20 protein-coding genes are annotated in these 23249 nt (G+C 48.4%); 18 read left to right on the top strand and 2 right to left on the bottom strand.

The annotated features are described in order from the left end of the window. Window positions 1-16 precede the first annotated feature (16 nt). Complete coding sequence (locus tag AB1S56_RS23245; protein ID WP_340871050.1) at window positions 17-2008, bottom strand: glycosyltransferase family 2 protein; 1992 nt, start codon at window positions 2006-2008, stop codon at window positions 17-19. A gap of 203 nt (window positions 2009-2211) precedes the next feature. Between AB1S56_RS23245 and rfbF the strand changes: the two genes are divergently transcribed. The 12 genes from rfbF (at window position 2212) to AB1S56_RS23185 (ending at window position 15160) form a co-directional block, all read left to right on the top strand. Then, the gene (rfbF, locus tag AB1S56_RS23240) at window positions 2212-2994 is read left to right on the top strand and encodes a glucose-1-phosphate cytidylyltransferase (RefSeq protein ID WP_340871049.1); all 783 of its coding nucleotides are present in this window, start codon (window positions 2212-2214) and stop codon (window positions 2992-2994) included. Window position 2995: 1 nt separating this feature from the next. Beyond that, complete coding sequence (locus AB1S56_RS23235; protein ID WP_340871048.1) at window positions 2996-3679, top strand: hypothetical protein; 684 nt, start codon at window positions 2996-2998, stop codon at window positions 3677-3679. 14 nt (window positions 3680-3693) lie between these two features. Then, entirely contained in the window at window positions 3694-4605 is a 912-nt protein-coding gene (locus AB1S56_RS23230) for an NAD(P)-dependent oxidoreductase (RefSeq protein WP_340871047.1), read from the top strand. 15 nt (window positions 4606-4620) lie between these two features. Next, window positions 4621-5700, top strand: coding sequence for a class I SAM-dependent methyltransferase (locus AB1S56_RS23225; protein ID WP_340871045.1), 1080 nt, complete (start codon window positions 4621-4623; stop codon window positions 5698-5700). Between the two features lie 23 nt (window positions 5701-5723). After that, window positions 5724-6281 carry a dTDP-4-dehydrorhamnose 3,5-epimerase gene (gene rfbC / locus AB1S56_RS23220; protein ID WP_340871043.1) on the top strand — a complete coding sequence of 186 codons (558 nt, stop codon included), beginning with the start codon at window positions 5724-5726 and terminating at the stop codon, window positions 6279-6281. 11 nt (window positions 6282-6292) lie between these two features. After that, complete coding sequence (locus AB1S56_RS23215) at window positions 6293-8113, top strand: glycosyltransferase (protein WP_340871042.1); 1821 nt, start codon at window positions 6293-6295, stop codon at window positions 8111-8113. Window position 8114: 1 nt separating this feature from the next. Then, on the top strand, window positions 8115-9206 hold the full coding sequence (gene rfbG / locus AB1S56_RS23210; RefSeq protein ID WP_340871040.1) for a CDP-glucose 4,6-dehydratase: 1092 nt from the start codon (window positions 8115-8117) through the stop codon (window positions 9204-9206). A 163-nt stretch (window positions 9207-9369) separates the two neighbouring features. Then, window positions 9370-9567, top strand: a complete 198-nt coding sequence (locus AB1S56_RS23205; RefSeq protein WP_087569424.1) for a cold shock domain-containing protein — start codon at window positions 9370-9372, stop codon at window positions 9565-9567. Between the two features lie 230 nt (window positions 9568-9797). Further along, the gene (raiA, locus tag AB1S56_RS23200) at window positions 9798-10343 is read left to right on the top strand and encodes a ribosome-associated translation inhibitor RaiA (RefSeq protein ID WP_340871035.1); all 546 of its coding nucleotides are present in this window, start codon (window positions 9798-9800) and stop codon (window positions 10341-10343) included. A gap of 193 nt (window positions 10344-10536) precedes the next feature. Continuing rightward, window positions 10537-13050: a preprotein translocase subunit SecA gene (secA, locus tag AB1S56_RS23195; protein ID WP_340871033.1), complete on the top strand. Its 2514-nt coding sequence runs from the start codon at window positions 10537-10539 to the stop codon at window positions 13048-13050. 30 nt (window positions 13051-13080) lie between these two features. Continuing rightward, window positions 13081-14188 (top strand): peptide chain release factor 2 gene (gene prfB, locus AB1S56_RS23190; protein WP_340871032.1). Its coding sequence is split into 2 segments (ribosomal slippage): window positions 13081-13152 and window positions 13154-14188, totalling 1107 coding nucleotides; the frame shifts between segments, so codons are not numbered across the junction. A gap of 117 nt (window positions 14189-14305) precedes the next feature. Continuing rightward, window positions 14306-15160 carry a YitT family protein gene (locus AB1S56_RS23185; RefSeq protein ID WP_340871110.1) on the top strand — a complete coding sequence of 285 codons (855 nt, stop codon included), beginning with the start codon at window positions 14306-14308 and terminating at the stop codon, window positions 15158-15160. An 18-nt stretch (window positions 15161-15178) separates the two neighbouring features. On the opposite strand, the gene AB1S56_RS23180 is transcribed toward AB1S56_RS23185, so the two are convergent. Beyond that, window positions 15179-16129, bottom strand: a complete 951-nt coding sequence (locus AB1S56_RS23180; RefSeq protein WP_340871031.1) for an Rpn family recombination-promoting nuclease/putative transposase — start codon at window positions 16127-16129, stop codon at window positions 15179-15181. Between the two features lie 349 nt (window positions 16130-16478). Between AB1S56_RS23180 and argC the strand changes: the two genes are divergently transcribed. The 6 genes from argC (at window position 16479) to AB1S56_RS23150 (ending at window position 23211) form a co-directional block, all read left to right on the top strand. After that, window positions 16479-17537: an N-acetyl-gamma-glutamyl-phosphate reductase gene (gene argC / locus AB1S56_RS23175; RefSeq protein WP_340871030.1), complete on the top strand. Its 1059-nt coding sequence runs from the start codon at window positions 16479-16481 to the stop codon at window positions 17535-17537. Window positions 17538-17570: 33 nt separating this feature from the next. Beyond that, window positions 17571-18812 carry a bifunctional ornithine acetyltransferase/N-acetylglutamate synthase gene (argJ, locus tag AB1S56_RS23170; RefSeq protein WP_340871029.1) on the top strand — a complete coding sequence of 414 codons (1242 nt, stop codon included), beginning with the start codon at window positions 17571-17573 and terminating at the stop codon, window positions 18810-18812. Between the two features lie 48 nt (window positions 18813-18860). Further along, the gene (gene argB / locus AB1S56_RS23165) at window positions 18861-19652 is read left to right on the top strand and encodes an acetylglutamate kinase (protein WP_340871027.1); all 792 of its coding nucleotides are present in this window, start codon (window positions 18861-18863) and stop codon (window positions 19650-19652) included. A gap of 22 nt (window positions 19653-19674) precedes the next feature. After that, a complete protein-coding gene (locus tag AB1S56_RS23160; RefSeq protein ID WP_340871026.1) occupies window positions 19675-20889 on the top strand; it encodes an acetylornithine transaminase in 1215 nt (404 codons plus the stop codon). A 91-nt stretch (window positions 20890-20980) separates the two neighbouring features. After that, complete coding sequence (gene argF, locus AB1S56_RS23155; protein ID WP_340871025.1) at window positions 20981-21937, top strand: ornithine carbamoyltransferase; 957 nt, start codon at window positions 20981-20983, stop codon at window positions 21935-21937. A gap of 38 nt (window positions 21938-21975) precedes the next feature. Then, on the top strand, window positions 21976-23211 hold the full coding sequence (locus tag AB1S56_RS23150) for an argininosuccinate synthase (protein ID WP_340871024.1): 1236 nt from the start codon (window positions 21976-21978) through the stop codon (window positions 23209-23211). Window positions 23212-23249: the final 38 nt, after the last annotated feature.

The following is a 23249-nucleotide window of genomic DNA, read 5'->3' as shown; positions in this document are numbered from 1 at the left end:
TTTGTAGTATTAACTTTTATTGTATCAAAGTCTTCAGGAAAGGGAGCTTGCGATAATGAGGGAAGTGATGTAACAATTGATTTGCATATTTCTCCTTCGTGACACGATCTTGGCAGTAGGTCAGTAAAGAGACATATAACTGCCGAGATTGAGGAGATTCCTTAATGGCCGCTTCATAGAACGGGATAGAATCTTCGAACAGTTTATCGTTCACGTGCATCGTCGCAAGATTGATATAGCTTACAAGAGATAGTTCATTGGACTCAAGCAATATGGTGTAGTAGCTAACAGCAATATCGTACATTTGTTTGGAATAGAAATAGTTGGCGAGCAAATCAATAATAACCGGATGAGAGAGCTTTTGAATGTAGTTATCGAATACATCGTATTGGCCCATTTGGAACAAGTCGGTAATTAGCTCGAATAGACGGACTTGATTATTGTCAATCCATTCAGGCGTGATTTGGTTATGAATTAATTCTGTATAAAATTGCTTACCTGTATATGGTTGAATATCAGTATCTCCACTATTTGAATTATCAATATCATTTGATATATCCATAGTATCAGTATCGAATTTAGAAGGATCAGTCTTGAATCCCCATATTAAATAAGCAAGTGATATTAAATGTAGAGCTTCTTTATCCTTATAGTCAAATCTTTGCTCTTCGAGAAGTTCTGCAAATGTCTGTTTCTCTCCAGTTAGAAGCGAATATCTTAGTTTATCGTAGTTGGAGAGATGTTCTTTTGACGTTATTGTTGAGTAATAAGTCCGAGCTAATTCAAGCCTTCCTAGGGCAAGAAAAACCTTGAATAATAAGTACTGTTGCTCTAAATGCGGATTAGGGAACAAGACTTCGCTAAAGGTTTGGACAGCCGTCTCTCCTTCGGCCAATAATACAAGCTCCAGAAGTTGAACCAACGAGCTATAGTCTGTAGGGTCACTTTGAATCTTCTTAGTTAGAAAGATAATCATCTCTGAATTGTGATTTTCAAGCTTAGAGATTGTAATTAGTTTGGAAAGAGGAGTTTCCAATGCTAATGAAGGATTAACCAGCCAAAAGACTGGTGTTGTAGCGGCGAGCGCTTCAGACTTCTCCAAAGCATATTTAAAGGCTTCTTTGGCTAGATCATAAAATCCCGTATATTCGTAAATAATGCCCTGCATGCAATAATAATCTGGATAGTGTTTTTTATCTCTGCTTTCTTTCTCGAGTAGTTCCCATGCTTCGAATACTCGATCTGCCCTCATGTAATTGTTAATTAATTCGAATGTCAAGATATAATGCCAGTTTGTATGAGGATTAGATTTTGCATATGCTTTTTCATAGTAGTACATTGCTTTTTTGTAATCACGTTGAACCGAGTATTCGTTACCTATGGTGAAATAATCATATGCGGTAAAACCTGACTTTCCTTTGATTTGAGCAAAGATTTGTTTGTTTCGAGCGGATTTATCCTTTTTATTCATTGTTGTTTCTAAATAGCCAGTGTGATAAACCTTAATAGGTGCTTTCTTTGTTAGGAGAGGAAGCTCTTCGTTTGAACATAACTGCTCGTGGATGGGGCGGTAGAACTTTATCCCGAAATGGTTAGGAAGCAGGCGACTTACCGCAGCCTCTGTGATCTTGCCTGTTCGAATTGATTTTCCAAGAAAGCTGAATACGGATATTCCATAGATCGTGTTCGCAAAAGGTTGTTCCTTTATTAAAAATTCACGTATTACGGGTATGTCGTTGGCTTCTACATATTCGTCAGCATCAAGTACTAGTACCCACTTGGAAGTGGCAAACCTCAAGCTCTCGTTGCGAGCGGCTGAAAAATCGTTACTCCAAGTGAAATCGTATACTTTATTTGTGTACTGCATAGCAATTTCTTTTGTTCGGTCAACGGAGCCGGTGTCAACAATAATTATTTCATCGGCCAGCTCAATTATGCTATTTAAACAGCGGTCGAGGGCATCTTCTTCATTTTTTACGATCATGCAAACAGACAATATGTTATCCATAGGTTCTCCTTAGTGTATGCATTAGTAAACGGTCTGGCTATATTAAATAATATCGACAATTAGTGATGTAATTATTATACGACAAAGCATCCACTGGCAGTTAATTGATTTTTGTGATTGATTAATTATGCTACATAATAAGAAGGTATATGACGATGAATATTATATGGAACAAGCAACACAGAGATAGGAGAGTGAGATTTATGAAGGTAGTTATTTTGGCCGGTGGAAGAGGAACGCGAATAAGCGAGGAGTCACACCTTAAACCAAAGCCCATGATTGAAATAGGTGATGCGCCTATTCTTTGGCACATAATGAAAACCTACTCGTATTACGGATATAACGAATTCATAATATGTCTTGGCTATAAAGGGTATGTCATTAAAGAATATTTTGCAAACTATTATCGGCATATGTCCGAAGCCATTACTTATGATTTCACTTCCGGGAATTCTGTAGAAGTTCATCATAATACAGTAGAACCCTGGAAGGTTACATTGGTGGATACAGGATTGGATACTATGACGGGTAGTCGTATAAAAAGAATTCAGCCATACGTTGATAATACTTCATTTATGCTGACATATGGCGATGGTTTAGCCGATATTAATATAAATAAATTAGTTGAATCACACCAAGTAAATGGAACCATAGCTACTATCACGGCCGTACAACCTGAGGGAAGATTTGGTCGATTAGAATTAGATAATAATCATGTTATAGGCTTTGCCGAAAAAGTTATAGGCGACGGAGGTTGGATAAATGGAGGTTATATGGTTTGCGAACCCAGTATATTCGAATTTTTGCCTGACAGGGATAACACAATACTGGAACAAGGACCGTTACAGAACTTATCAAATGCCAGAGAGTTAAATGTATATAAGCATGATGGATTTTGGCAACCCATGGATACACTGAGGGAAAAAATTATTTTAGATGAGATGTGGCGGAATGCAAAAGCTCCATGGAAGGTGTGGGGTAATTAAAATGTTCATACCGACATTAACAACAAAAGATTTAATGTCTTATGTTACAAGGCAGCTCAATAATATGTTCCCCGATAAACTAATACGTACTAATGATAAGTTATTTATACGCTCTATGAATGAAGCCCTTGAGCGCACGGAGTACTGTTTCAAACACGTAGCAATGAAATCTTACCATGTTGAAGGAACAACTTTTTTTTCTCATCTACATGCCGATCAATACACAATATTCCTATGGTTTCTTTCAAATGCATCTTGGAAAATATTTGAGGATGTAGATGTTTCATCCAAGCTATTTTATTTAAATAAGGCCATAAACGGTGTCATAAGTATGTATGATGCGAATTTACCGGATATTTTTCTAATTATTCACGGAGGTAATGTAGTTCTGGGAAAGGCAACTTATAATGACTTTTTTGTATGCTATCAAGGTAGTACAGTCGGGGCTATTGAAGGTAAATATCCTACTCTGGGTAAGGGAGTAGCAATGGCTCCACATTCCTCTATTATTGGCCCTTGTATAGTAGGAGACAGAGTAACCTTGGGGAATCAATCCTTATTAAGAAATCGCAATTTAAAAAGTGATACATTGTACTATAGACATATAGAAACGGGTCAACATGTAACTCAGCAAACCGAAGAATTTTGGGCTCAGACGTTCTTTAATGTTCCAATATTCAAATAAGTGGGTGTATGCATATGAGCAAACGACAAAATGTATTAGTTACGGGATCTGATGGCTATATAGGAATGCACTTAACTGAAATGTTGAAACAGGAAGAATATAACGTTGTATCTTCTACTAGAAACAGAAAGACAAATAAAACGAGCATGCAGTTAGACTTTTCGAAACCTAGTGAGGTCGTTAATCAGAAAATTAATGACATTGACTTTATGATTCACACGGTTTCCCCCAACGAAATACTTTATAAGTTCGATAAATATTCTGCGTTAGCGGAAAGTGTCGCAGGTACTCGTGCTGCTCTTGATTTCTGTATAAAAAACAATATTAAAAATTTTATATATTTTTCAAGTTTCCACGTTTTCGGAAATCAAGAGGGATTGCTAACTGAAAATACAATACCAGAACCTTTAAATGATTACGGGTTGTCTCATTACATGGCAGAACAAACGATAGGGGTGCTCGATCGTAGGGAAGAAGTGAATGCATGGATATTGAGGCCTTCAAATTTATTCGGTGTTCCAGTAGATTTAGAGAAATTCAAAAGATGGAATCTTATTCCTTTTTTGTTTTGTAAAGAGGCTGTTGAGAAACAGACAATAACATTAATGACATCAGGTTTGCAACTGCGTAATTTTGTTGGCATATCCGACCTGTTTAAAAAAGTGTTATGGGTATTACAGGAACGACCAGGAGGGCGAGTTATACACGTTAATGGTAAGGAAAGTATTAGTGTATTTGAATTGGCAAAGCTAGTCCAAGACATAGCATATAAGAAGTATGGACTATCCATAGATATTAATAGGCCGTATGGAGAAGGAATGATTAAAAAATTTGATTTCAAAAGCATTTATGATATTGCAGCACCAACCGAAAACTTGTATTCCTTTACTGAGAAAATGTTGGGGGAATTGTTGGCTAGGAAATAATTTATTAAGAGAGGAATGATACTTATTATTTGTTGTATATGTGGACAAAAATGTTCGTATTTAGAGACGTTTGAAGGTGCACCACATAATTTAATGAGTGTTTATAATACCAATTATTTAGAACTCAGAGATCTTGATATTTATCATTGTTATTCATGTGGGCATACTCAAATTCCAACTTATTTAAGCGAAGAATATTATCAAGATTATTCTATGGGATCTTATTGGGGATCAAGCTTTAAACGAGTACGTCAACAACAAATAAGTCGTCTAGTATCACTTCTTTCTAAACGAGAGCGGTTCTTAGATATAGGATGTGGAGTAGGACATTACCTGGAGTTAGCACAAGAGCATTTTAACGAACTTTATGGTGTAGAACCCTCAGCGAGAAGTGCAATTATAGCAGCACAAAAAGGATTTAATATTATTCAGGATTATTTCCATGAAGGTTTAAAATTTGATGCAGGCTTTGATGCAATAAGTATGATTGAAGTGCTTGAGCATCTTGAGCAGCCATCTGCTCTGTTTGAGCTAGCAGCACAATCATTGAATGAGGATGGCATATTGATAGTCGAAGTGCCAAATGGCCAAAGAATTATGTCCGAACGATTATACTACAACTTATGTACAGATCATATTCAATATTTTTCAGTCTCAAGCTTAGCGACAATGGCTCAGAGGGCGGGACTATCAATAATTTGTGTTCAGGCAAGCCCTGATCCTAACTTGCTTGAACTTTATGCCAGGAAGCGCTCTAGACCTTCTGTGACATTTGGAAATAAGCGAGAATCTACTAGAGATTATTTGGTTTCCCGGATACCAAATGGATCTAGAGTTGCAGCTTGGGGGGCTGGGGCGGAATCTTCAAGTTTCTTAGCTATGTTAGAGGGGATATTGATAATCGACTGTATATTTGATAGCAATAATGAAAAAGATGGACAGCATATTGCAGGTATCCCAATTGTAATACCTACAAGAGAGGCGGTTAGTCAGTATGATATTGTAATACTATTCGCTAATTCTCATAAGGAGCAAATTACATCACAATTATATGCACTAAATTTCCAAGGACAGTTATTGGCGGTAGGAAATTAGCACTCGACATTGAGGAGGAAGTTATGCTTATTAAGTCCACTCCTTTAAATAAAGCAATGTTAATTGAGATAGAACCACTAGAAGACAGCCGAGGATATTTCGCCAGAGGGTTTTGTAAAAAAACGCTTGCTACACATGGTGTTTCCTTCGAAGTGGCTCAAATGAACATCGCATATAACTATTTGAGAAATACTCTACGTGGTATGCATTTTCAATTGCCGCCTTACTGCGAGGATAAGATTGTTTCATGCTTTGAGGGTGCAATATTTGATGTAATTGTAGATCTGAATCAAGATAGCACGACCTTTGGCAAGTGGTTCGGAGTAGAGCTTTCTTCTGAAAATAGAACGTCTATATATGTTCCAAAAGGATTTGCTCATGGGTATTTGACTCTTACAGATAATGTATATATTCAATATATGGTTAGCGAATATTATACTCCATCTCATGAGTCAGGTTTACGCTGGGACGATAAAACACTTGATATTGAGTGGCCAATTCGTGATGAACCTATCATTTCATCAAAGGATATGCAATGGTTCGATTTCAATCCTGAAATTCATACAATATGTCAAAAATAAAGGGGTATTAAATGAAGAGCTTAGCTACACAAATTATTCAGTTGCTTGATATGGGGTATGAATGTGTTAGTTATTTAAAAAGTTGTATTGTAAAAGGTGAATTAAGAAATTCTGATATCTTAATGCTGGATGACATGGTAGACCTGACACATGCAATCAGTGGAGCGATCACAGATTTTGAGCTTCCAAACCGAGTAAATGAGATTAGTGAAAATTTATTATATTATATTGATCAATTAAAGCGACTTTTAAATGAAGATGACGTTGAAGATTTTCTTTTTGATTTCCGATTTCATTTTTGTTCATTATTCAGAATTTTGGAATTTGAAGTTGCATATATATTAGAAGACGTTATAGATAAAAATGAATTTCCTAGACTTTATCCAGAAGTAAATACAATTAATCATGAAGAGATAGTTGCATTAGGACAAGAAGCGCGCTATAAAGTCAGTGTAGTTCTATTGGCTTATAATAATTTGAGTTATACACGTGATTGCGTCGAAAGTATATTAACACATACAATTGATATCGATTATGAGTTAATATTGGTGGATAACGGATCAACGGATGGAACGAAGGAGTATTTTGATTCAATACCAGATGCAAAAGTTATTCACTTAAAGCATAACATTCATCTTGTAAAAGGTTTTAATATTGGTTTAATGGCGGCAGAAGGTAAGTATTGTGCTGCTGTGTGTAATGATTTTATTTTCACACCTAACTGGTTGATGAATTTGTTGACCTGTATAGAATCAGACTCAAGTTATGGTTTTGTATCGCCTGGAGCTACTTCTATCTCCAATATGCAGCAGATTTCTATACCCTTTATATCGAAAGAGGATTTTCTTCAGAGGGCTAAAGAGTACAATGTAAGTGATTCTTCTAAGTGGGAAGAGAGAGTTGTATTATTACCTAATGTTTTGTGTTGTCCTACAGCATTGTTAGATCACATCGGGTATTATGATACTCGTTTCTATAGAGGAGAATTTTTAGATGATGATATTAGTTTTAGAATAAGGCGCGCGGGATATAAGCTTATATATTGTGGAGATACCGTAGCACATCATTACGGAAGTTTGACAACGGCCAGTGATCATTTGACCAACTCTTTGGATGAGGGAAGAAAGATTTTTATTAATAAGTACGGGTTAGATGCTTGGACGGATGCAAGAATGCAACCTGATTTTAACAAAATTGATTTCAGTGGATTGAACCATACTCAGTCAATACTGGGGATTGATGTTAAGTGCGGGGCTACACTGCTACAAATTAAAAATCGCATTTGGTCAAAGCGTCTTTGTACACCTCAGCTACATGTGTTGACTACTGATAGTAAATATATAAAAGATCTCAATACAATTGCTGAAAGAGTAGATGTGATTGAATCACTGGCTCAATTTCCTGTCAATCTAGATGAAACATATGATCTAGTGTATATCGAGCAGCCTCTAAACTATTATGAAGATAATCTTGAAGGAATATTTAAAAACTTTGGTAAAAAGCTCAATCAAAATGGCCACTTTATATTTAAGGTGTCTAATTGCATAAGTTTCGAGGCTATCTACAATATGTTGAATGCATCAGAAACTGTTCATAATCAAAAAATATATATCAATGAATGGGTAAATACTTGTGCTCAAAACTGCGGATTTGAGCCAATTTCAATAATTAATTTTTCTTCTGAACGAAAAACAGATGAAAGTAGAATAATTAATGAAATATCAAATCTTCTAGCACGCGGGCAAGAAGAAGGGATGCAATATGTTAATTCTAAGCTTAATTTAAGCTACACTATGTACCAAATGAAATTCAATGATGTAAGGAGTCTTTAGTATGAGGAAACCACAACCGGTTAATCAAAGTTTTTGGGAGGGTAAGAAGGTTTTTTTAACAGGACATACAGGATTTAAAGGTGGCTGGCTGAGTTTATGGCTAAATAGCATGGGGGCAAAGGTATATGGGTACTCACTAGCAGCTCCAACAGAGCCTTCATTATTTTCTTTAGCAAATCTCGAAGATACATTTGAAGGCTCGAGGATTGGGGATATAAATGACTTGACATTACTTCAAAAGTCGATAGATGAATTTGAGCCCGAAATTCTTATCCATTTAGCTGCACAATCACTAGTTAGAAAATCATATACAGATCCTGTAAATACATTTCAAACCAATATTATGGGCACGGTCAATGTTCTAGAAGCGGCGCGGACTTGTGGTTCTTTACAGGTCATATTGAATGTTACCACAGACAAATGTTATGAAAATCAAGAGTGGCACTGGAGTTATCGTGAGATTGAACCTCTTGGAGGATTTGATCCTTATTCTAGTAGTAAGGCTTGCTCAGAATTAATTACTATGGCCTATCGTAGATCGTTTTACAACACTCTAGGTATTGGTATTGCTACTGCCAGGGCGGGGAATGTAATTGGTGGGGGGGATTGGGCCGAGAATCGATTGATTCCTGACATATTAACTGCGTTAACTGCAGGGGTGGATATTCAAATTAGAAACCCTAAGGCTGTACGCCCTTGGCAACATGTACTTGAACCTTTATCAGGGTATTTGGTTCTTTGCCAAAATTTGCACTCAAACCCAACAGAGTTCTCAGAACCGTGGAATTTCGGTCCTAATGAATATGACACTAAACCAGTGGAATGGATTGTACAACAGTTAATAAAAATATGGCCATCTAAAACTAATAATAATTACACTGTGGTTCCTCAGGAGAATTTACATGAAGCTAATAATCTAAAGTTGGACTGCTCAAAAGCTTTGCAGTTACTTAGGTGGAGTCCAACATGGCCTCTTGAAAAGGCACTACAAGCTACGGTCCAATGGCACTTGGAATACGTAAATGGAGGAAATCTTACAGAACTCTGCAGAAGGCAAATTAAAGATTACGAAAAGGATATGATGTTGAAATGAATAGCCCTGCTCTTGAGTAGCAGGCTAGAGGAACATTAAACACAGTATGTATCCGCTTCCAAGAAATTGTTTGACAATTCCATGATCTCGGTGGTATAGTCGATTTGTGGGCCAGACCTTAACGATGCCTCACAGTATTTGAAGATGAAGGGAATGTTTGCGAATGCAAGGTAAAGTGAAATGGTTTAACGCAGAGAAGGGTTATGGATTCATCGAGACTGAGCAAGGCGGCGACGTATTTGTTCATTTCTCCGCGATCCAATCCGAAGGCTTCAAAACTCTCGAAGAAGGCCAAGCGGTTGAATTCGATATCGTTGAAGGCGCACGCGGTCCACAAGCTGCAAACGTAGTCAAACTGTAATCATCCGGCTATTATTAGCCAACGTATAGATGGTGCAATTGACAGTGCCTACACACAGGGCTCCGGGAAACCGGAGCTTTTTTCGTGTGGTCATAATTCGTGTAAAAGTGCGCATATATAGCAAATGTTGTTCTACAATAGTTTTCTGAAAATTCTTAAAAAACTAAAAACTATTTTGATCTGGGCTCTAGCATATGCTATAATAAGAGCATGTAAAGGAGGAGTGCCCCATGATTTACAACATTCGAGGTCAACGCTTTCAGGTGACAGAAGCTTTGAGAGATTATACCGAGAAGAAACTCAGCCGGTTGGAGAAATATTTTGACGCGCCAATCGCCTCCGAAATTACCGTTACTCTATCCGTTACGAAGGGCCAGCATACGGTAGAGGTAACGATTCCCCTTGTCGGTGTCATGCTCAGAGCCGAGGAGAAGAGCCAGGATATGTACGCTTCTATCGATCTTGTGGTCGATAAGCTGGAGCGCCAGATTCGCAAGCACAAGACGAAGGTTAATCGCAAATTCAGACAGGGCAGCGGAGTGAGAGCCCTGTTCCGTGAAGAAGGCTCCGCAGTAGGCGTATTGGAGGAGGAAGATGATCTCGAGCTTGTCCGTACGAAACGATTCACCCTGAAGCCCATGGACGTGGAGGAAGCGATTCTCCAGATGAACATGGTCGGACATAACTTCTTCGTATTCGCGAACGCTGACAGCAAGGAAGTCAACGTGGTGTATAAGCGCAGCGACGGGAAGTATGGGCTCATTGAGCAAAGCTAATCCATACGTTACCTTATATAGTAGACACACAGCCCTGCTCCTTGATGGAGCGGGGCTTTCTTGATGTTGGGGCTGCTGTCGGGGCAGTTTTGTTCAAACGGCTGCCGCTGGGATGCCTCCATACATTGCGACAGTGTCTACAAACTGTTACAATCTTAAACAAATAGTACTACTACCGAAAGAGGGGAATACCATGCTCGGATTAGTGAAGAAGATATTCGGCGACGCGAACGAGCGAGAAGTGAAGCGTCTGCAGCGCATAGTGGACGAGATCAATGGCATGGAGTCGAAGTTTACGCCGCTTTCGGATGAGGAGCTCCGCGCGAAGACGGAGGAGTTCAAGGCTCGTCTGGAGAAGGGCGAGGATATTGACGCGATTCTGCCGGAGGCGTTCGCGACTTGCCGCGAAGCATCGCGCCGGGTACACGGCCAGCGTCACTTCGACGTTCAGCTGATGGGCGGCATCGTTCTGCATGAAGGCAAGATTTCGGAGATGAAGACGGGTGAAGGTAAGACGCTGACGGCGACGCTGCCGGTATACTTGAACGCCTTGCTGGGGCGCGGCGTGCATGTGGTAACGGTCAACGGTTATCTGGCGCAGCGCGACAGCGAGTTCATGGGCCGGCTGTACAACTTCCTCGGCATGACGGTGGGCTGCAACCTGCATGGCTTGTCCCACGCGGAGAAGCAAGCGGCCTATGCCTGCGATATTACGTACGGGACGAACAATGAGTTCGGCTTCGATTACCTGCGTGACAATATGGTGCTGTACAAGGAGCAGATGGTTCAGCGTCCGCTCTATTACGCTATTATTGACGAGGTGGACTCCATCCTGGTCGACGAAGCGAGAACGCCGCTTATTATTTCCGGACAAGCCGCCAAGTCGACAGAGCTGTACCATGCCGCAGACCGTTTTGTCAGCCGCCTGAAGGTGGAGGAGGATTATACGGTCGATGTGAAGCTTCGCAATGTGCTTCTGACTGAAGCGGGCGTGGAGAAGGCGGAGCGCGCGTTCGGCATTGAGAATTTGTACGACCATGCGAATGTTCTCATTAACCATCATATCCAGCAGGCGCTGAAGGCGAATGTCATAATGCGCCGCGACGTCGATTATGTCGTGCAGGAGGACGAGGTTGTTATCGTCGACGAGTTCACGGGACGTCTCATGTCCGGCCGCCGTTACAGTGACGGTCTGCATCAGGCGATCGAGGCGAAGGAGCAGCTGAAGGTTCAGAATGAGAGCATGACGCTTGCGACGATTACGTTCCAGAACTATTTCCGGATGTATCGCAAGCTGTCGGGCATGACGGGTACGGCGAAAACCGAGGAAGAGGAGTTCCGCCGGATCTACGGGCTGGACGTTGTCCAAATCCCGACAAACCGTCCCAACATCCGCAAGGATATTCCGGATGTCGTCTACAAGACGGAGAACGGCAAGTTCAAGGCGGTTGTGGAGGAAATCGTGACGCGCCATGCGAACAAGCAGCCCGTGCTTGTAGGTACTATCTCGATCGAGAACTCGGAGAAGCTGTCCGAGATGCTGAAGCGCCGCGGCGTGCCGCATAAGGTGTTGAACGCGAAGTTCCACGCGGAGGAAGCGGAGATTATATCCCGCGCGGGTCAGCCGGGCTCTGTGACGATTGCGACGAACATGGCGGGACGCGGTACGGACATTCTGCTGGGCGAAGGGGTTGCCGAGCTGGGCGGCCTGCACATTATTGGTACAGAGCGTCACGAGAGCAGACGGATCGACAACCAGCTGCGCGGACGCGCAGGCCGTCAGGGCGATCCGGGCTCGTCGCAATTCTACCTGTCGCTGCAGGACGAGCTGATGCGCCGCTTCGGTTCTGACAATATCATGGCGATGATGGACCGTCTCGGATTGGATGAGGACCAGCCTATTGAGAGCCGCATGATCTCGAGAGCTGTCGAGTCCGCGCAGAAGCGCGTAGAGGGCAGCAACTTCGACACGCGGAAGGTTGTCCTGCAATATGATGATGTCATGAACCAGCAGCGCGAGGTTATCTACAAGCAGCGCCGCGACATTCTGGAGTCGGAGGACATTCGCGGCGAGGTTATGGAGATGATCAAGCCTGTCGTGGAGCGGATCGTCGAGGCGCATTGTCCGGAGGATATTCCGGAGGAGTGGGAGCACCAGGCAATCGTGGACTACGCGCATGCCAACCTGCTCGAAGAGGGCACCATGACGAAGGACGATATCTGGGGCAAAGAGAAGGAAGAAATCGTCGAGTTCCTCCTTGGCCGAATTACGGAGCTGTACGACAGACGCGAGGAAGCGCTTGGTCCAGTCACGATGCGCGAATTCGAGAAGGTTGTTGTGCTGCGCGCCGTCGATAGCAAGTGGATGGATCACATCGATGCGATGGACCAGCTGCGCCAGGGCATTCACCTTCGCGCGTACGGCGGCACAGACCCGCTGCGCGAATACCAGTTCGAAGGCTTCGAGATGTTCAAGGAAATGATCGAGACGATTCAAGAGGAAGTTGCCAAATATATGATGAAGGCCCGCGTCGAGAGCAACCTGGAGCGCCAAGAGGTGGTCAAGGGCCAGACGACGTCAACAAGCGGCGGCGGAGAAGCGGCGGAGAAGCGTCCGGTGAAGCGCCAGGCAGCGGTTGGGCGCAACGATATGTGTCCATGCGGCAGCGGGAAGAAATTCAAGCAGTGCCATGGCGTCGGCCAATAGCACGATATAGATTGAGGGGAAGCGAAAGCCATGTTGGATATAACGGTGAAGCAGGATTTGCGCGAGATGGCGAAGCGGCTCCAAGAGCTCAGGGGGTCTCTTTGACTTAGATCTCAAGCATGAGATGATCGCGAACTTCGAGGAGAAGATGTCGATGCCCGATTTCTGGGACGACAATGAGAAGGCCCAGGGCCTCATCTCCGAGCTGAACGCGGTGAAATCGGTCGTCGAGCAGTATCAGAAGCTGAGCGACGACCAGGAGGAGCTCCAGATGATGCTGGAGCTCGCTGAGGAAGAGAATGACGAAGCGATGCAGGCCGAAGTGGTGGAAGGCGTGTCCAAGCTGACGGAGCGGGTGTCGGCTTTCGAGCTGCAGCTGCTGCTGAACCAGCCATACGACAAGCTGAACGCCATTGTGGAGCTGCATCCCGGCGCCGGCGGCACAGAGTCGCAAGACTGGGGCATGATGCTGTACCGGATGTATACGCGCTGGGCGGAGAAATCCGGCTTCAAGGTTGAGGTGCTCGACTACCAGGACGGTGACGAAGCGGGCATCAAGAGCGTGACGATCTCGGTTAAGGGCTACAACGCCTACGGCTATCTGAAGGCGGAGAAGGGCGTGCATCGCCTCGTCCGTATCTCGCCTTTCGACTCGGCGGGACGCCGCCATACCTCGTTTGTCTCCTGCGACGTCATGCCGGAGATCGACGATAATATCGAGATCGAGGTTCGCACCGAGGATCTCAAGGTGGATACGTACCGCGCCAGCGGAGCGGGCGGCCAGCACGTCAACAAGACGGAGTCGGCTATCCGGATTACGCATATTCCGACAGGCATCATCGTCGCCTGCCAGCAGGAGCGGTCGCAGATCGCGAACCGCGACCGCGCGATGAAGATGCTGAAGTCGAAGCTCTACGAACGCAAGATCGAGGAGCAGAAGAAGGAGCTCGACGAGATTCGCGGGGTTCAGTCGGACATCGCGTGGGGGAGCCAGATTCGTTCCTACGTCTTCCATCCTTACAGCATGGTTAAGGATCATCGCACGGGCGTGGAGACGGGCAACGTCGGCGCTGTTATGGACGGCGATCTGGACGCGTTTATCGACGGGTACCTGCGCAATCAGATTCGTCACGATTAATGGAAATAGGCTTGCATAGCTTAGAGGAAGAGTTCCAACACTGTAATGGTGTGGAACTCTTCTTTTTGGAAACAGGGGATGATACGAGTGGAAGCGGGAAAGATGAAACGCGGTGACATGCTAAAGCCCAAAAATCCGCAGGCGCAGCTGATATGGAATTTGATGCAGCTATTAGTCGGCACGCTGATCGTGGCGCTCAGCTTTAATCTGTTCCTGGTGCCGAACGGGATCGCGTCAGGCGGGGTGTCCGGCATCTCCATTCTGGTGCAGAAGCTGACGGGCTTTATGCCCGCCTTGACGCAGTGGGCGATTAATATTCCGCTTTTTATCGGTGGACTCGTCCTGCTGGGCAGAAAATTTGGGGTGAAGACGCTGCTGGGTACGCTTATTCTGCCGCTGTTCGTCCTGTTGACGGCGAATGTGCCTTCTCCGACGGACAATCCGATCCTTGCTGCCATCTACGGCGGGATAGGTGTTGGTCTCGGGCTGGGACTGGTGTTCCGCGGGGGCGGCTCGACGGGCGGTCTGGATCTGGCGGCGCAAATCCTGTACAGGCTGACGGGCTTGCCCTATAGTCTGGCGATTGTATTGTTCGACGGCTGCGTCATTATTGCGGCGGGCTTTATTTTCTCGCCGGAGGTGTCGCTGTATGCGCTCATTGGCTTGTTCGTGACGAGCAAGACGATCGATTTTGTACAGAACGGCCTTCAGCTCTCGAAGGTGGCTTTCATCATCAGCGAGAAGACCGAGGAAGTGGCAGGGGCCATTCTGCATGATTTGGACCGCGGCTTGACGCGTCTCGACGGCCATGGCGGGTACACGGGCACAGGACGAACCGTGCTGATGGTCGTCGTGGGTCAGAACGAGGTGCCGAAGCTGAAGCAGTTGGTGCGGGCGATCGACACAGGAGCGTTCGTCATTATTAGCAATACGGCGGAGGTGCTGGGTCAGGGCTTTAAGCTGGAAGAATGATAATGAGGATGATAGCTATTAGTCACGCTTGGTGGAATTGGAGACGACATCGCCCAATGGTATGTCCAGGGTGCGTGAAATTTCATCAGGCGTGAATCCTTTTTCCAGCAACTTCTGAATGGTCAGATTACGTCCGAGAAGTATGCCTTCTTCTCGTCCCTCTTCTCGTCCTTCTTCCCGTCCTTCTTCGCGCCCCTTCAACTGGCCTTCTTCAAATCCCCAACGCTTCCAAGCGGGCATGAGCTCCATAATTGTCACCTCATATTCCGGATATTGTTTGCTTAAGTCACACAATATTTCTTCATCCATTATCGGGTCTGGTTTGAAATAAAGGTCTGCAACTGACATAATAAGCGAAAGCTTCGCGCGGTCCAATTCCTTTTGAAATTGGAGGATCATGCGAAGGTAAGCGGTCCGAACTTCTCTTGCTTCCTCTTTATTATAACCCATTTTTGCAAGCAATGCTGCAGCAACTGGATTGTTGGACCCGATAAACGTTCGCCAGTTCTGCTTGCGCAGCTCTACTTTTAGAAATTGAAAATGCAGGATTGTATGTCCTGGAATCTCCATAGATAATGTGTTCGGCTCATCATTAACACCATCAGCCGTATAAATGGCAATTGGTATGATGAGTTTATGCTGCTTGCGATGGCGCTCGAATAATCTGCTGAAGTAAATATACATGCGTTCATTGAAGTCCGATTGACGATACGATTGGGGTTCAAGGTGTACAAGCACGTAAGCGTCCAAAGACTTGTAACGTGTCTCAAGAAGTAAGTCTACACTTCTTCTCTCTTCACCGACGATATCGACGAGAAGTTCTTGCATGAGAAATCGAGTATGCGAATGATCCAACAGTTGATTGACTTCCGGGAAAAATAAATCTAAAAACTCTGAGAAGAAGGTTTGCAGCAGTTTTTTAAACGCTTCGTCATGTGAGATCACATTTCTGTCGGTCTGATTGCACACTGATGAAAACCTCCAATAATAGAACATTTGTTCCTATTTTAATCAAGGATAAATCCAATTGTCAACAAAGACTTTGAACAAAAATATCCGAAATCAGATCGTTGTATTAATATTAGATCAGATGTATAATAATACAGGATTCCTGAATATGTTCATCCTCTTCAGAATCATGTAAAATAGAAAGTTGTAGATAATGGAAAGTTGATTGGAGCACCTCATGCTAAGGCTAAACATAGATACATATCGCCCGATTATGCGGAGTGAGAGCGCGCAGCTAGACTTGGACAACTTAAGCTGTTACATAAGCTTCCCCGTGTGAGACCGCAGGGCACACAAGGAGACGGTTTGCATGAACAATGACAATAAAAAGATTGGAATAGCCATCGTCGGTTCGACCGGCTATGGCGGGGTGGAATTGATAAGGCTGTTGGCTTCGCATCCGCTGGCCGAGGTGACGTCGGTCATCTCGTCCTCCAGCGCGGGCACGCCAATCACGGAAGGGTACCCGCATTTGACGGGCATTCGCGAGGAGCTGCTCGACGATGTGGACGCAGCCACAATCAAGAGCAAAGCGGACGTCGTGTTCCTGGCCACACCGCCGGGGGTAGCGTCGAAGCTTGCGCCTGAGCTGCTGGCAGCAGGGCTTAAGGTCATCGACTTGTCCGGCGATTTCCGGCTGAAGTCGCCTGCCCTCTATGAGCAGTGGTACAAGAAGCCGGCGGCTGACGAGAGACACTTGGGCAAGGCGGTGTTCGGTCTGTCTGAAATCTATGGCGAGCAGGTGCGCGGAGCCGACTTTATCTCCAATCCGGGCTGCTATCCGACGGCAACGACGCTTGGTTTGTTCCCTGCCGTGAAGGCGGGCTTCATCGATCCTTCGACGATTATTATCGACGCGAAGTCCGGCGTGTCCGGAGCGGGCCGAGGCGCATCGCTGGGCACGCATTACTCCGAGCTGAATGAAAATTTCAAGGCATACAAGATCAATCAGCATCAGCATATTCCGGAAATCGAGATGGTGCTGTCTGAGGCGGCGGGCACAGAGGTTGTGACGACGTTCACGACGCATCTGGTGCCGATGACGCGCGGCATTATGTCGACGATGTACGCAAGCGTAAGCGGAGAGCGGTCGTTGAACGACTTCCTGGAGCTGTACAGAAGCTTCTACGAGGGCAAGCCGTTCGTACGGATTCGTCCAGAAGGCCAGTGGCCGGCGACGAAGGAAGTATGGGGCTCCAACTATTGCGATATTGGCTTTGCGCTGGACAAACGCACGAACCGGATAACGATTGTGTCGGTGATCGACAACCTGGTGAAGGGCGCGGCGGGCCAAGCGGTGCAAAACCTCAATCTTATGATGGGCTGGGATGAGACGTTTGGGCTTCAATTTGTTCCTGCTTATCCGTAAGTATTCATAGTGGCAGAGGAGAATGAACGTATAATGGGACAGGACACTATACCGCAGCCGTTCAAGGTTGTGGAGGATGGCTCGATTACAACGCCGCAAGGCTTCCGGGCAGGCGGTCTTCATTGCGGTTTGAAGAAAACAACGCGTCATGACCTCGGCGCGATCGTCTGCGACGTGCCGGCTGCGGCGGCGGGCGTGTATACAACGAATATTTTTCAGGCTGCGCCATTGAAGGTAACCCGCGACAGCATCGCTGCGGAGGGTCTGCTGCGGGCCGTCATCGTGAACAGCGGCAACGCTAACGCGTGTACGGGCGAGCAAGGCGAGGCGGACGCATATGAGATGCGCGCGCGCTTCGCGGAGGCGATCGGCGTATCGGCGGATCATGTAGCGGTGGCGTCAACGGGCGTTATCGGCGAAAATTTGAAAATGGACAAGGTCCGCAGCGGCATCGACGCGCTTCCGTCGCAACTGAATGGCGGGCTGGAGGGCGCCGAAGGCTTCTGCCAGGCGATCCTGACGACGGATCTTGTGCAGAAGATGGTATGCGTCGAGCTGGAGCTGGACGGCCAGAAGGTGACGGTTGCCGGCGCGGCCAAGGGCTCCGGCATGATTCATCCCAACATGGCGACGATGCTGGGCTTCGTGACGACAGACGCGAAGATCGGCAGCGAGGCGTTACAGACGCTGCTGCGTGAAGCAACAAACTTCACGTTCAATATGATTACGGTCGACGGCGATACAAGCACGAACGACATGCTGGTCGCTATGGCCAGCGGCCTTGCGGGCAACGAAGAGCTGACGCCTCAGCACGAAGGCTGGGCGGCGTTCGCCGCGGCGCTCCGCTATGTGTGCGAGGTGCTGGCGAAGGCGATCGCCCGCGACGGCGAAGGCGCGACGAAGCTGGTGGAGGTTCAGGTGCGCGGAGCGGAGAGCGATGAGAACGCCGCCGCTATCGCGAAGACGGTCATCGGCTCGTCGCTGGTGAAATCGGCGGTATTCGGCGCGGACGCCAACTGGGGGCGCATCATCGCCGCGGTTGGCCGCGCGGGTGTGAGCGTGAATCCCGCAACGGTGGATATTCGTATCGGCGATATTGTGACGCTGGCGCAGTCCCGTCCGGTGGCGTTCGACGAGGAGCTGGCGCTGGAGTATCTGAAGGGCGACACGGTAGTGATCGGCGTGGACCTGAACATGGGCGACGGCGCGGCGACGGCATGGGGCTGCGATCTGACCTATGATTACGTCCGCATTAATGCGGCATACCGGACGTAAGCGGCGTTCGCGATTTTGTGGGGCACGAAGGGTGGAGGCTTGGACGTTATGGCAAATGTTCGATTTGTGATGAAATGCGGAGGCAGCACGCTTGCGGCGCTGCCGGATGAGTTTTTTGGCGAGCTGCGGGAGCTGCAGCAGAGCGGCGTGAAGCCGGTTATCGTGCACGGTGGCGGACCGGCCATCTCGGAGACGCTGACGAAGCTCGGCATCGAGACGGAGTTCGTGAACGGACTGCGCAAGACAAACGATGCTGTGCTCGACGTGGTGGAGATGGTGCTGGCGGGACGCATCAACAAGGAGATTGTGCGCAAGATCGGTCTTAATGGCGCCCAGGCGCTGGGCTTGTCCGGCGTGGATGGCGGACTCATTCAGGCGCGGCCTGTGGCGAACGCTGCGGAGATCGGCTTCGTAGGCGATGTGACCGACGTGAAGGCTGATATTATCGAAGGCATTATGGGTATGGATTATATGCCTGTCATCGCGCCAATCGGCATCGACGCGGCAGGGCAGCGCTACAACATTAACGCCGATACAGCGGCCGGCGCGGTAGCGTCCCATCTCGGCGTGGAGCGTATGATTGTCGTGACGGATGTGCCCGGCATCTTGAAGACGGTGGACGGCGAGAAGCGGGTGCTTCCAGCCGTTACGGTGGAAGAGATCGAGGCGATGATCGCCAGCGGCGAAATATACGGCGGCATGATTCCGAAGGTGCGCGCGGCCATTCAGTGCATTCAGGGGCGCGTGCGCGAGGTGGTTATTGTGAGCGGACAGGAGCCAGGCGTGCTGACGCGGGCGGTTCGCGAGGGCGGCGTCGGCACAAGCATCGTACAGAGCTAGGAAGGGCAGGTGCAACGGGAAGATGAGCGATACACAGACGAAGACTTCCGCTGCTGCGGCTTCGGCCGAAGCGGGAGCGGGAGCATCCTTGTTCCCTACATATGCGCGTTATCCTATCACGCTGGTGAAAGGCGAAGGCAGCTGGCTGTGGGATGACGCGGGCAACAAATATTTGGATTTCATGAGCGGCATTGCGGTGACGAATCTGGGTCACGCTCCGGCGCGCATCAAGGAAGCGCTCGTGCAGCAGCTGGATCAGCTGTGGCATGTGTCGAACCTGTTCCATATTCCGAATCAGGCGGAGGCAGCCAAGCTGCTCACGGACAACAGCTGCGGCGACGCGGTGTTCTTCTGCAACTCGGGAGCGGAGGCGAACGAAGCGGCGATCAAGCTGGCGCGCCGGTATCAGCAGCTGGTGCAGAAGAACGGGCGCTACGAGATTATTACGTTCGAGCAGTCGTTCCACGGCCGCACGCTGGCTACTCTGACGGCGACGGGCCAGGCGAAGGTCAAGGAAGGCTTCGCGCCGCTGCCGGAGGGCTTCACAGCGATCCCGCTTAATGACTGGACGGCGCTGGAGGCGGCGGTCAGCGACAAGACGGCGGCGATTATGCTGGAGACGGTGCAGGCGGAGGGCGGCATCCATCCCGTTGACCGCGAATATATAGCGAAGGTTGCAGAGCTTTGCCGCGAGCAGGGCATACTTCTTATCGTCGATGAAATTCAGACGGGCATGGGCCGCACGGGCAAGCTGTTCGCCTATGAGCATTTCGGCATCGAGCCGGACATCTTCACGCTGGCCAAGGGGCTCGGAAGCGGCTTCCCGGTTGGCGCGATGGTGGCGAAGGAGAAGCTGCGCGAAGGCTTCACCGCAGGGAGCCACGGCTCCACCTTCGGCGGTACGCCGATCGCAACGGCGGTCGTGAAGGCGACGCTTGAGTGTATCGTCGGCGATGGCTTGTCGGAGCGGGCGGCGCGGCAGGGCGAATATCTCATGGCGCAGCTGCGCGAGAAGCTGGCGGGCTCCGGCTTCGTGAAGGAAGTGCGCGGACTGGGGCTGCTGGTCGGCATCGAATGCGAGGGTCCGGTCGGCGAAGTGGTGACGGAAGCGCAGAAGCGCGGACTGCTTGTCATTACAGCGGGACCGAATGTAGTCCGTCTGTTGCCTAACTTGTTAGTGACGAATGAGGAAATAGATGAGGCTGTCGCTATATTGGCGGAGCTGCTTATGAAATAAGCTTATGCTTACGACGTGGCTTACCACGTAAGCCAAGCTTATGCTTACGATGTGGGTTTGACTCCGTCAAACCCTGAAGGAGGGGAATCAAATGCAACTTGTTAACGAGGAAATCGCGCAAAGCTTGAAGGGGCGCGACTTTCTGATGCTGGTCGATTTCAAAAAGGAAGAGCTGCATTACCTGATTGACCTCGCTATCGAGCTGAAGAGAAAGCAGAAGGCGGGCGAAACGCATCATATTCTGAAGGGCAAGACGCTTGGTATGATCTTCGAGAAATCGTCCACGCGCACCCGCGTGTCGTTCGAGGTAGGCATGTATCAGCTGGGCGGACACGCGCTGTTCCTGAGCGGCAACGATCTGCAGATCGGCCGCGGCGAGACCATCTGGGACACGGCGCAGACGCTGTCGCGTTACCTGGACGGCATCATGATTCGCACCTTCGCTCATCGCAAGGTGGTCGAGCTGGCTCGCGGCGCTACGATTCCGGTCGTTAACGGGCTGACAGACCTGTCGCATCCGTGCCAGGCGCTGTGCGACTTCCAGACGATCTATGAGAAGAAGGGCAAGCTTGAAGGGCTGAAGATGGCGTATATCGGCGACGGCAACAACATGGTGCATTCGCTGATGATGGGCGCCGCGAAGCTGGGCATGGACATGTCCATTGCTACGCCGGAGGGCTATGAGCCGGACGCGGACATTGTGCGCCAGACGAAGGAGAACGCCGCTGAGACGGGCTCCCGTATCGTGGTCTGCCATGATCCCAAGGAAGCGATCGCGGAGGCCGACGTCATCTACACCGACGTGTGGGCGAGCATGGGGCAGGAGGCGGAGCAGAAGGAGCGCGAGCTTGCGTTCAAGAGCTACCAGGTCAATGACGCGCTTGTTAAATACGCGAAGAAGGACTACCTGTTCATGCACTGTCTTCCGGCGCACCGCGGAGAAGAAGTAAGCGAAAGCGTCATCGACGGCGCGCAATCCATTATTTTCGACCAGGCGGAGAATCGTCTCCATGCGCAGAAAGCGATCCTGGCGGCGATTATGTCCTAATTCAATCAACCAATTTGATAAAGGGGAGCAAGGGAGATATGGCGAAGGAAAAAATCGTGCTGGCCTATTCCGGCGGCTTGGATACATCCGTTATTCTAAAATGGCTGAAAGAAACGTACGACGCAGAAATTATCGCCTTCACGGCAGACATCGGACAGAAGGACGAGCTCGACGGCCTGGAGGAGAAGGCGCTGGCGACAGGCGCTTCCAAGGTGTACATTGACGATCTGCGCGAGGAATTCGCGAAGGACTTCATCTACCCGATGTTCCAGGCGGGCACGCTGTATGAAGGCCAATACCTGCTGGGCACCTCCATCGCGCGTCCGCTGATCGCGAAGCGTATGGTGGACATCGCCCGCGCAGAAGGCGCTACGGCCATCGCGCATGGCGCGACCGGCAAGGGCAACGACCAGGTGCGCTTCGAGCTGACGGCAGCCGCGCTGGCTCCGGAGATCAGCGTAATCGCGCCATGGCGTCTTGAAGCGTTCCGCGAGCAGTTCCCGGGCCGCGCCGAGATGATCGCTTACGCGGAGAAGCACGGCATTCCGGTGACGGCATCCGCAGCCAAGCCGTATTCGACGGACCGCAACCTGCTGCATATCAGCTTCGAGAGCGGCATGCTGGAGGACCCTTGGTTCGACCCAAGCTCCGAAGCGAACGAAGACATGTACGTGCTGTCTGTATCGCCTGAGCGCGCGCCGGATCAAGCGGAATACGTGGAGCTGACGTTCGAGCAGGGCAATTGCGTGGCTCTGAACGGCGAGACGCTGAGCCCGCTTGAGGTGATGGAGCGCCTGAATGAGCTGGGCGGCAAGCACGGCATCGGACGGGTCGACATGGTGGAGAACCGCTTCGTCGGCATGAAGAGCCGCGGCGTATACGAGACGCCGGGCGGAACGATTCTGTTCACGGCTCACCGCAAGATGGAGTCGCTGACTATGGACCGCGAGGTTATGCATCTTCGCGATTCCTTGATCGCCAAGTACAGCCAGCTGGTGTACAACGGCTTCTGGTTCGCGCCGGAGCGTCTGGCGATCCAGGCGCTTGTGGACGAGTCGCAGAAGAACGTGACAGGCGTCGTCCGCCTGAAGCTGTACAAGGGCAATGTGATCGGCGCAGGCGTGAAGAGTCCGGTCAGCTTGTACAATCCGGATATCGCGACGATGGAGGCTGATCCTTCCCAGGCGTACGATCAAGGCGACGCAACGGGCTTTATCCGCCTGAACGCGCTGCGCCTGAAGGTATCCTCTGGTGTCGAGCAAAGCAAAAACTAATAACCGGATCAGGACGGAAGCTTGCTGCAGCATGAAGG

Origin of the sequence: Paenibacillus sp. PL2-23 (assembly GCF_040834005.1) — a bacterium.
Classification (GTDB): Bacteria; Bacillota; Bacilli; order Paenibacillales; family Paenibacillaceae; genus Pristimantibacillus.
Note: the sequence above shows the minus strand (reverse complement) of the source record. Positions and strands in the feature narration are given on the sequence as shown.

Bases quoted from the DNA above. Each gene is read 5' to 3' on its own strand.
- argB (WP_340871027.1), top strand. From the start codon at position 18,861: ATGGCAAATGTTCGATTTGTGATGAAATGCGGAGGCAGCACGCTTGCG.
- AB1S56_RS23160 (WP_340871026.1), top strand. From the start codon at position 19,675: ATGAGCGATACACAGACGAAGACTTCCGCTGCTGCGGCTTCGGCCGAA.
- rfbG (WP_340871040.1), top strand. From the start codon at position 8,115: ATGAGGAAACCACAACCGGTTAATCAAAGTTTTTGGGAGGGTAAGAAG.
- rfbF (WP_340871049.1), top strand. From the start codon at position 2,212: ATGAAGGTAGTTATTTTGGCCGGTGGAAGAGGAACGCGAATAAGCGAG.
- AB1S56_RS23205 (WP_087569424.1), top strand. From the start codon at position 9,370: ATGCAAGGTAAAGTGAAATGGTTTAACGCAGAGAAGGGTTATGGATTC.
- argC (WP_340871030.1), top strand. From the start codon at position 16,479: ATGAACAATGACAATAAAAAGATTGGAATAGCCATCGTCGGTTCGACC.
- AB1S56_RS23185 (WP_340871110.1), top strand. From the start codon at position 14,306: ATGCTAAAGCCCAAAAATCCGCAGGCGCAGCTGATATGGAATTTGATG.
- rfbC (WP_340871043.1), top strand. From the start codon at position 5,724: ATGCTTATTAAGTCCACTCCTTTAAATAAAGCAATGTTAATTGAGATA.
- AB1S56_RS23230 (WP_340871047.1), top strand. From the start codon at position 3,694: ATGAGCAAACGACAAAATGTATTAGTTACGGGATCTGATGGCTATATA.
- raiA (WP_340871035.1), top strand. From the start codon at position 9,798: ATGATTTACAACATTCGAGGTCAACGCTTTCAGGTGACAGAAGCTTTG.
- AB1S56_RS23225 (WP_340871045.1), top strand. From the start codon at position 4,621: ATGATACTTATTATTTGTTGTATATGTGGACAAAAATGTTCGTATTTA.
- AB1S56_RS23215 (WP_340871042.1), top strand. From the start codon at position 6,293: ATGAAGAGCTTAGCTACACAAATTATTCAGTTGCTTGATATGGGGTAT.
- secA (WP_340871033.1), top strand. From the start codon at position 10,537: ATGCTCGGATTAGTGAAGAAGATATTCGGCGACGCGAACGAGCGAGAA.
- argF (WP_340871025.1), top strand. From the start codon at position 20,981: ATGCAACTTGTTAACGAGGAAATCGCGCAAAGCTTGAAGGGGCGCGAC.
- AB1S56_RS23150 (WP_340871024.1), top strand. From the start codon at position 21,976: ATGGCGAAGGAAAAAATCGTGCTGGCCTATTCCGGCGGCTTGGATACA.
- AB1S56_RS23245 (WP_340871050.1), bottom strand. From the start codon at position 2,008: ATGGATAACATATTGTCTGTTTGCATGATCGTAAAAAATGAAGAAGAT.
- AB1S56_RS23235 (WP_340871048.1), top strand. From the start codon at position 2,996: ATGTTCATACCGACATTAACAACAAAAGATTTAATGTCTTATGTTACA.
- argJ (WP_340871029.1), top strand. From the start codon at position 17,571: ATGGGACAGGACACTATACCGCAGCCGTTCAAGGTTGTGGAGGATGGC.